Annotated in this window: 9 protein-coding genes; 5 read left to right on the plus strand and 4 right to left on the minus strand. The window is 64.4% G+C overall.

The annotated features are described in order from the left end of the window. From VFF99_RS14410 to VFF99_RS14425, 4 genes are all read right to left on the minus strand, one after another. Positions 1-256 (minus strand): glycosyltransferase family 9 protein (locus VFF99_RS14410; protein ID WP_414691542.1); only part of this gene is annotated, 256 nt, incomplete at its 3' end. After that, a complete protein-coding gene (locus VFF99_RS14415) occupies positions 253-846 on the minus strand; it encodes an HAD family hydrolase (protein ID WP_325019035.1) in 594 nt (197 codons plus the stop codon). The genes VFF99_RS14415 and VFF99_RS14410, both read right to left, overlap by 4 nt. Before the next feature lie 23 nt (positions 847-869). Then, a complete protein-coding gene (locus VFF99_RS14420) occupies positions 870-1,634 on the minus strand; it encodes an SDR family oxidoreductase (protein WP_325019037.1) in 765 nt (254 codons plus the stop codon). Positions 1,635-1,754: 120 nt separating this feature from the next. Further along, positions 1,755-3,041 (minus strand): glycosyltransferase family 1 protein, encoded by a 1,287-nt coding sequence (locus tag VFF99_RS14425; protein WP_325019038.1) that lies wholly within the window; start codon positions 3,039-3,041, stop codon positions 1,755-1,757. A 333-nt stretch (positions 3,042-3,374) separates the two neighbouring features. On the opposite strand from VFF99_RS14425, the gene VFF99_RS14430 reads away from it, so the two are divergent. The 5 genes from VFF99_RS14430 to VFF99_RS14450 all read left to right on the plus strand — a co-directional run bounded on the left by VFF99_RS14430 (position 3,375) and on the right by VFF99_RS14450 (position 7,150). Beyond that, complete coding sequence (locus VFF99_RS14430) at positions 3,375-3,881, plus strand: glycine zipper 2TM domain-containing protein (RefSeq protein WP_325019040.1); 507 nt, start codon at positions 3,375-3,377, stop codon at positions 3,879-3,881. Positions 3,882-3,959: 78 nt separating this feature from the next. Continuing rightward, a complete protein-coding gene (locus VFF99_RS14435; protein WP_325019042.1) occupies positions 3,960-4,769 on the plus strand; it encodes a mechanosensitive ion channel family protein in 810 nt (269 codons plus the stop codon). 158 nt (positions 4,770-4,927) lie between these two features. Beyond that, the gene (locus VFF99_RS14440; RefSeq protein WP_325019044.1) at positions 4,928-5,749 is read left to right on the plus strand and encodes a hypothetical protein; all 822 of its coding nucleotides are present in this window, start codon (positions 4,928-4,930) and stop codon (positions 5,747-5,749) included. A 25-nt stretch (positions 5,750-5,774) separates the two neighbouring features. Further along, the gene (locus VFF99_RS14445; RefSeq protein WP_325019045.1) at positions 5,775-6,077 is read left to right on the plus strand and encodes a PRC-barrel domain-containing protein; all 303 of its coding nucleotides are present in this window, start codon (positions 5,775-5,777) and stop codon (positions 6,075-6,077) included. Between the two features lie 77 nt (positions 6,078-6,154). After that, the gene (locus tag VFF99_RS14450) at positions 6,155-7,150 is read left to right on the plus strand and encodes a sensor domain-containing diguanylate cyclase (RefSeq protein ID WP_325019047.1); all 996 of its coding nucleotides are present in this window, start codon (positions 6,155-6,157) and stop codon (positions 7,148-7,150) included. Positions 7,151-7,372 lie beyond the last annotated feature (222 nt).

Genomic DNA, 7,372 nt, shown 5'->3' on the forward strand with positions numbered 1-7,372 from the left:
TCATCTCCATATCGGCGTCGGGCTGGTGTTCCGCACTGCTTTTCAGCCACGGCGCGGCGTAGACGATCACGTCGTCGATCTCGGGGATGAAGCTTGCGACGGCAGCGCCGCTGGATGAGGTGAGAAGGGTAATTTCACTGCCGGGAAACGACTGCTTCAGTGCGCGGATGGCGGGCGTGCTCATCAGCACGTCGCCCATGTAGTCCAGGCGTATGCAGAGGATCCGTTTCGCCTGTTGCCAGCCGGCGGCCGTCATGACGCGGCCGCTCCGCCCATGCTGCCGGGGCGCAGGGCATCGGCCTCGGCGATCATGGTTGCGGCGGCATACAGGTCAGAAGCGGTGAGGTGCGGCGTGCGCAGCGGCGACATCTTCCATTCCGTTTCGTTGCCGTTATCGATCAGCACCGTGCGGCACCCGGCGCGGCGGCCGGCCTCGATGTCATGCAGGATGTCGCCGATCATCCATGACTGCCACAGGTCGACGCCGTGCTCGCGCGCGGCGCGCAGCAGCATGCCCGGCATCGGCTTGCGGCAAGTGCAGGGGATCGCGTAGCGGCTCACCACCCCGTCGGGGCTGTGCGGGCAATAGTAGAAGCCGTCCAGCGTCACGCCGTACTGCGCGAGCTGTTCGGCGATACGGTGTTCCACCGGCCCGAGCGCACACTCGGTGAACAAGCCCTTTGCCACGCCCGCCTGGTTGGTCACGACGAACAGCGCGTAACCAAGCTGGCGCAGAATCTGCAGGCCCTGGCCTGCATGCCAGGTCAGTTCGACCAGGGCCGGGTCGATGTTGTAGGGCACGTTCTCGACGAGTGTGCCGTCCTTGTCCAGGAAAATGGCGCGCATGCTGTTGTCGGGCCGTCAGGCGATCATGGCCAGGACGTCTCCTGCATCGGCAGCACCATGACTTCCGGGATGACCGTCTGCTCGGGCAGGAGCAGGACGGACTTCACGGCGACGGCGACGTTCACCGGGTCCTGCAGCGTGGCGGTGTCGATATCGGGGAAGCGGTCCAGCAGGAAGGGCGTGCGCATGCCGCCGGCCAGCACGGCCGTGACCTTGATCTTCTTCGGGCGCAGTTCCGCGTGCAGCGCATGCGACAGGCCGAGCAGGCCCCACTTGCTGGCATGGTAGGCCGAGGCATTGGGCCAGGCGCGCTTGGCGGCGGTAGAGGCGATGTTCACGATGTGACCGCCATCCTTCATGTGGCGCGCCGCGTACTTCGACAGCAGGAAGGGACCGTAGAGGTTGGTGCGGATCACGCGGTCCCAGTCGCTGTAGGACAGTTCCTCGATGGACTGCGTGACATCGGTGCCGGCATTGTTGAGCAGTACGTCGATGCGGCCGAAGCGGCTCACGGTCTCGTCGATGGCGCGCTCCGCGGCCACCGGATCGCCGACGTTGAAGCCGATCGCGTGCGTCTTGCCGGCCGAGGCTTCGAGCAGCGAGGCGACGGTCTGCGCGCGGTCCAGGTTCAGGTCGCCCACCACGACGTTGGCGCCGCAGCTCGACAGCACATGGCACAGCGCGGCGCCGAGTCCGCTGGCGCCGCCGGTGACGAGGATGGTCTTGCCGGCGAACAGTTCGGCTTCCGCCGGGTTCGGTACATAGCTCGATACGCTTGTCTTGTTCAAAATTCCCTCTCCATCAGTTCGAAAATGTCGATAGGTGTCCGCACACAGCGTAAGTCCGCGCCATGCCGTCCTCCTTGACGAAAACGGCATTCGCGGTCGAAAAAACGCCGCGCGGCGCGGTCAGCTGCGCAAGCTCACTTCACCGGACGCCGCCAGCGGCTGCATGGCGTAGCTGGTCGCCGGTTCGAGCACGCTTTCGTAGACGCTGGCGATATGGGACGCGACATTGCGCCAGGTGAAGTGCTGGTAGGCGCGCCGCATGCCGGCCCAGCCCATGCGCTGCGCGACGTGCGGATGGCGGTGGAGCCAGACGAGTTTTTCGGCGAGGATTTCCGGCGCATTGGGCGGCACCAGCAGGCCGGTCTCGCCATCGACCACGGTGGTCTTGATGCCGCCGACGGCAGTGCCCACGACCGGCGTGCCGCAGGCCATCGCCTCGACCGGCGTGATGCCGAAGGGCTCGTACCAGGGCGTGGTGACGAACACATTGGCCGCGCTGTAGTAATAGCGCAGCTGCTCGCGCCGGCGCTGGCCGGTGAAGGTGATTGTCTCCGACACGTTCAGCGACTGCGCCAGCGCCATCAGCCGTCCGAGTTCGGGCGTTGCGATCGGGTCCGGCTGCTCGGCATTGCCGCCGACCACCAGCAGGCGCACGGGCACCTGGTATTGGTGCTTGAGGATGGCCACGGCGCGGATCACGTTGTCGACGCCCTTGCGCGGCACCATGCGGCCCAGTTGCAGCACGATGAATTCATCCTGTCCGAGCCCGAGCTGCTGGCGCGCGTCCAGCGTGACGGGCCAGAACTCGTCGGGGTCGAAGCCGCAGGGAACGATGTCGATGCGGTCGCTCGGGGCGCCGTACAGCTGTTCCATGTCGGACTGGTCTTGCGGGCATTCGGCGATGATGCGGTCGGCTTCCTGCATCAGCCTCTCCTCGATGGCGAAGCGGATGTCCGGGAAGGCGTCCGCCTCCTTCTGGTTCAGCCTGCGCACGCGGCCGAGCGCATGGAAGGTCATGACGAAAGGAATGCCCAGAGTCTTCCTGACCTGCCGCGCCACCATGCCGGACATGAAGAAGTTCGCATGCATGAGGTCGTAGGGCAGCTTTTGCCGTCGCGCAAAACGGATCACGAAGCGGCCGAACTGTTCCATGAACGGCAGCATCGCTTCCTTTGGAACATAGTGCGCCGGGCCGGCAGGCACGTGGACGACACGCACGCCCGGAACCCAGTCCACCACTTGTTCCTGGAATTCCGAGTCGCGCCTGGTGAAGATGTCGACCAGGTAGCCGAGCCTCGCCAGTTGCCTGGCGAGCTGAGCGACGTACACATTCTGCCCGCCGCTGTCAGTGCTGCCGATCAAGGCGAGGGGAGATGCGTGTTCGCTGATAAGGGCAATTTTTCGCATGATTTTGTGGTTTCTTCGGTGGGTGAAAAGTGCTGCCTTGCATCCAAAGCAAACCATGTACCTAGTCGTTGAATTATTGGCATCTCCTTGCTTTGCGGGTGAAGGTTTGATGTTCCTCAGACAAATTCGCGCCGCAGGCAAGTAACAAATACAGCCGCATGTAAAAACTGCGGCGGCGTTTGCAATAAGCGCGCGGACAGCGACCGCTTGTGTTTCTGGCACGAGACCTGCATCCCTTGCCGGACGGAGCCGGCGCATGGCCGTCATCTTTCCCCGCGGCGAGGTGGCGACTTGCGCAGGAAAAACAAAGGTCAATCGAATAAGGAGATCAACATGTGGACTGATAAAGCGAAACTGACTCTGCTCGGCGCGTCCGTCATCGCGCTTGCGGCATGCGGTAGTTCCCCCAACCAGACATCCTCTTCCGCGACTTACCCGGCCACCACCACGACCACCAGCGCCAGCACCATCCCCACCACCACCACGACCAGCAGCGCGACGGGCTACGGCGTGGTGCAGGCGATCGATGTGATCCCGCGCGAGCAGGCGGGCGGCATCGGCCTGGGCACGGTGGCCGGCGCGGTCGTCGGCGGCGTGCTCGGCAACCAGGTCGGCAGCGGCTCCGGACGCAAGGCGGCGACGGTTGCAGGCGCGGTCGGCGGCGGTGTCGTCGGCCACCAGATGGAGCAGAACCGCGCCAGTGCCGGACAGGTGTACCGCGTGGCAGTCCGCATGGACAACGGCGCGGTGCAGACCCTGGCGCAGGAAGTGGCGCCGGGCGTGCAGGTAGGCGACCGGGTCCGGCTCGACAACGGCGTGATCGTCGAACGCTTCCGCTGATCGACGGCGGGGCGGGGCCTTGCCCGACCGAAGTGCAGGCGCGTGCGCCTGCACTTTTCATTTTTGGGAGAGAAAAAGATGGATGCAAACGAATGGAGGCAGGTGCTCGATGCGGCATGGCCGTGGCTGCGCATCCTCACGATCTGGGTGCTGGCCTGGGTCGTGCTGCGCATGATCCGGCGCGTGCTGCGGCTCCTGAAAACCTACATCATCGGACGCGCCGACCAGATGCGCGATGCGCGCCGCGTCGAAACGCTGATGAACGTGTTCCGCTACACGGCCAACATCGTGATCGTGGCGGTGGGCATCATGGCCACCCTGGGCACCGTCGGCATCTCGATCGCGCCCATCCTTGCCACCGCCGGCGTGGCAGGTATCGCCATCGGCTTTGGCGCGCAGAGCCTGGTGAAGGATTTCTTTACAGGGTTGTTCCTGCTGATCGAGGGACAGGTTAGCGAGGGCGACAACATCGAGGCCGCCGGCAAGAGCGGCTACGTGGAGCGCGTGACGCTACGGCACATCCGCATCCGCGATTACGACGGCAGCGTGCACTTCATTCCCAACAGCATGATCACCACGGTGACGAACCGCAGCCGTGATTACGCCTACGCCGTCATCGACATCAACGTGCCGCGCAAGGAAAACCTGGACCGCGTGTTCCGCGTGATGGAGCAGGTGGTGGAAGACATGCGCGGCGATCCGGCGGTCGGCCCGCTGATCCTCGAGGGTATCGACATGGCCGGCGTGGAGAAGGTGGAGGATGCGGCGGTCGGGCTGCGCTGCCGGATCAAGGTCACGCCATCGAAGCAGTGGCGCGTGCGGCGCGAGTTTCTGCGGCGCATGAAAGCCAGGATGGACAGCGTGGAGGAAGTGCAGTCGGCTGCCTGATTTTTTTACAGGCATGTGTGCAATCTTTACGCGACATTGTTGCCGTCGCCGCGCGAGCCCGTTGCCGCGCGCCGGGCACGGTTGTTGCGTTTCGTCCATCGGTGGGCCCGAACGGGAGGTGCCCCGTCCACGGATACGTTGTGACAGGAGTAAAGAACATGGCGATCAATGAACCGCATTCCCCGCGAGGCGATGCGCTGCGGCATGAGGAGGCCGTCAATTACAACATGCGCCGGGCGACGTTCCCGGCGATTCGCTGGGGTGCGATCCTGGCCGGCGTCGCCGTCGGCATCTCCGTGCAGCTTGCGCTGACCCTGCTGGGCATTGCGACCGGGCTGTCTATGACCGAGGTCGCGCAGGGCGAGGGCGTGGGCACCGGCCCGCTGATCTGGGCAGGCTTGAGCATGCTGGTCGCCGCATTCGTCGGCGGCTATGTCGCCGCGCGCATGTCCGGGCTCAAGCGCAAGGCCGACGGCGTGCTGCATGGCGCCGTGTCGTGGGCGGTGACCACCATCCTGTTCGCGGTCCTGGCCTCTTCGGTGGGCGGCACGCTGATGAGCGGCGTGTTCAACAACATGGGACAGCTGGCACAGGCCGGCGTCCAGGGCGGAGCGGCCGGACCGATCGCGGCCATGATGCAGTCGCAGGGCGCCAAGCTCGATGCCGCCTCCATGCAGCAGTTCCGGCAAATGGTGCAGGCGGGACAGCGCGAGCCGGCGATCCAGCTGCTCACCGGCCGGCTCGGCGTCGACCAGACGCGCGCAGCCGCCATCGTGGACCAGGCACTGATCATCACAGGCTCGCCGCAGGCGGCCTCCCCGCAAGGACGGCAGACAACTGAAAACGCGGTGCAGCGCGCCGGCACGGCGGCATGGGTAGTCTTCCTCGCCGTTGCGCTGGCACTGGCCATCGGCATCGGCGGCGGCGCGCTTGGCGCGGCAGGTTCGCGCCGCGTGAGCTGGACTTCTCCACAAACCTGAACCGGCGCAAACGGACGGAACGAGCATGCAACGTATATTGGGTGGAAGCCGGGCGCGGCCCGGAAGACCGAGAGGCGGGCCCCCGCGCTTTGCACGGCTGTCCGCCAACGACTCCAGCACGGCCGACCTGCTGTTCGGCTGCCCGGTCGTGACCGCGCACGGCGAACGGATCGGCACCGTGGACCACCTGATGGTGGACATCCTGACGCACCAGCTGCGTTACGTGGTGCTGGCGCGCAAGAAAAACGAAGCCCTGGTCTCCATCCCCTGGCACGCACTGTACTTCGATGCCGCGCAAGGCAGGCTGGTTTTCTACACGCTGTATTAGCCGTAAAAATTTCCACGGGGAAATAGAATTTCGATAGAATAAGGTATGTACCTTATCCGCCCCGTGGAAGGGCAGGCATGGAAGAGACCACTGCGCGATTGAATTCCGACTCGAATCCCGACTCCGTCGAACTTGAAAAATACCGGCGCGTCTTCCACGCCATGCCGGACTACGCCACCTTTTCCAATCTGCACACCGGCGTCTTCATCGACGTCAATCCCGGCTTCCAGAAACTGATCGGTTACCGCCGGGAAGAAGTCATCGGCCGCGCCTCTGCCGATATCGACCTGTGGGTACATGCCGGACACCGCCTGCGGATGATCGACACCCTGCTCGCGCAAGAGTCGATGACGATGGAAACGCAGCTGCGCAACCGCTGGGGTGAAATCCTCGATGTCGAGGGATCGTTTGCGCTGTTCCGCATGGACAGGGAAGACCTGCTGGTGGCCATCGTGCGCGATGTGACGGCCCGCAAGCGGCAGGAGCGGGAGCTGGAGCGTTACCGCACGTCATTGGAAAAGCTGGTCGAGCAGCGCACGCAAGAACTGGAGAGCACGCTGCAGAAACTCCGCCAGCTTGCGGCGCACGACGAGCTCACGGGCGTGGGCAACCGGCGCGACCTGAACGACAGGCTGGAGGCGGAATACCAGGCATTCAAGCGTACCCGCGTGCCTTTCAGCGTCGCCGTCTTCGACCTCGACAATTTCAAGACCGTGAACGACCGCTTCGGCCATGCAACGGGGGATGCGGTGATCAAGGCCTTCGCGGGCATCGTGCAGCGGGAAATGCGGGTGGTGGACTATGTCGCGCGTTATGGCGGCGATGAATTCGTGCTCATTTTGAAAGGCATCGGCGCGCAAGCCGCGCAGGTGCCGCTCGGGCGCATCCGCGACGCTGTGCTGGCCTATCCGTGGTCGACGCTGACCGGGGACATTGCCGTTTCCACGTCGGCCGGGGTGGCCTCGTGCAGCGAGGGCGAGACGGCAGACGATACCTTCCGCCGGGCGGACAAGGCCTTGTATGCGGCCAAGGTCCAGGGGCGTAACCGGATTGTGACGGCGGATGAGGGGTAGGGGGGGGCTGGTGGGTTTCGCTTCGCTCTACCCACCCTACGGTTCTCTATAAAGGACGGTAGATCCTATGAAGGGGTGAGCCAGTTGCAAAAGCTATCCTTAGAATTTGAAGTGCGACCAACAAATCGAGGAGAACGACATGCAACCGACTCACGAGAACGATTTTACGCTGAATGGGATGTTGACGGTGGCGCTGGAGCTGGCCAAGGGCAGCTGGAAGAT

This window comes from Noviherbaspirillum sp., assembly GCF_035654295.1.
Classification (GTDB): Bacteria; Pseudomonadota; Gammaproteobacteria; order Burkholderiales; family Burkholderiaceae_D; genus Noviherbaspirillum.

Coding starts and splice junctions, on each gene's coding strand:
- VFF99_RS14415 (WP_325019035.1), bottom strand. CDS start 846: ATGCGCGCCATTTTCCTGGACAAGGACGGCACACTCGTCGAGAACGTG.
- VFF99_RS14425 (WP_325019038.1), bottom strand. CDS start 3,041: ATGCGAAAAATTGCCCTTATCAGCGAACACGCATCTCCCCTCGCCTTG.
- VFF99_RS14430 (WP_325019040.1), top strand. CDS start 3,375: ATGTGGACTGATAAAGCGAAACTGACTCTGCTCGGCGCGTCCGTCATC.
- VFF99_RS14435 (WP_325019042.1), top strand. CDS start 3,960: ATGGATGCAAACGAATGGAGGCAGGTGCTCGATGCGGCATGGCCGTGG.
- VFF99_RS14440 (WP_325019044.1), top strand. CDS start 4,928: ATGGCGATCAATGAACCGCATTCCCCGCGAGGCGATGCGCTGCGGCAT.
- VFF99_RS14445 (WP_325019045.1), top strand. CDS start 5,775: ATGCAACGTATATTGGGTGGAAGCCGGGCGCGGCCCGGAAGACCGAGA.
- VFF99_RS14450 (WP_325019047.1), top strand. CDS start 6,155: ATGGAAGAGACCACTGCGCGATTGAATTCCGACTCGAATCCCGACTCC.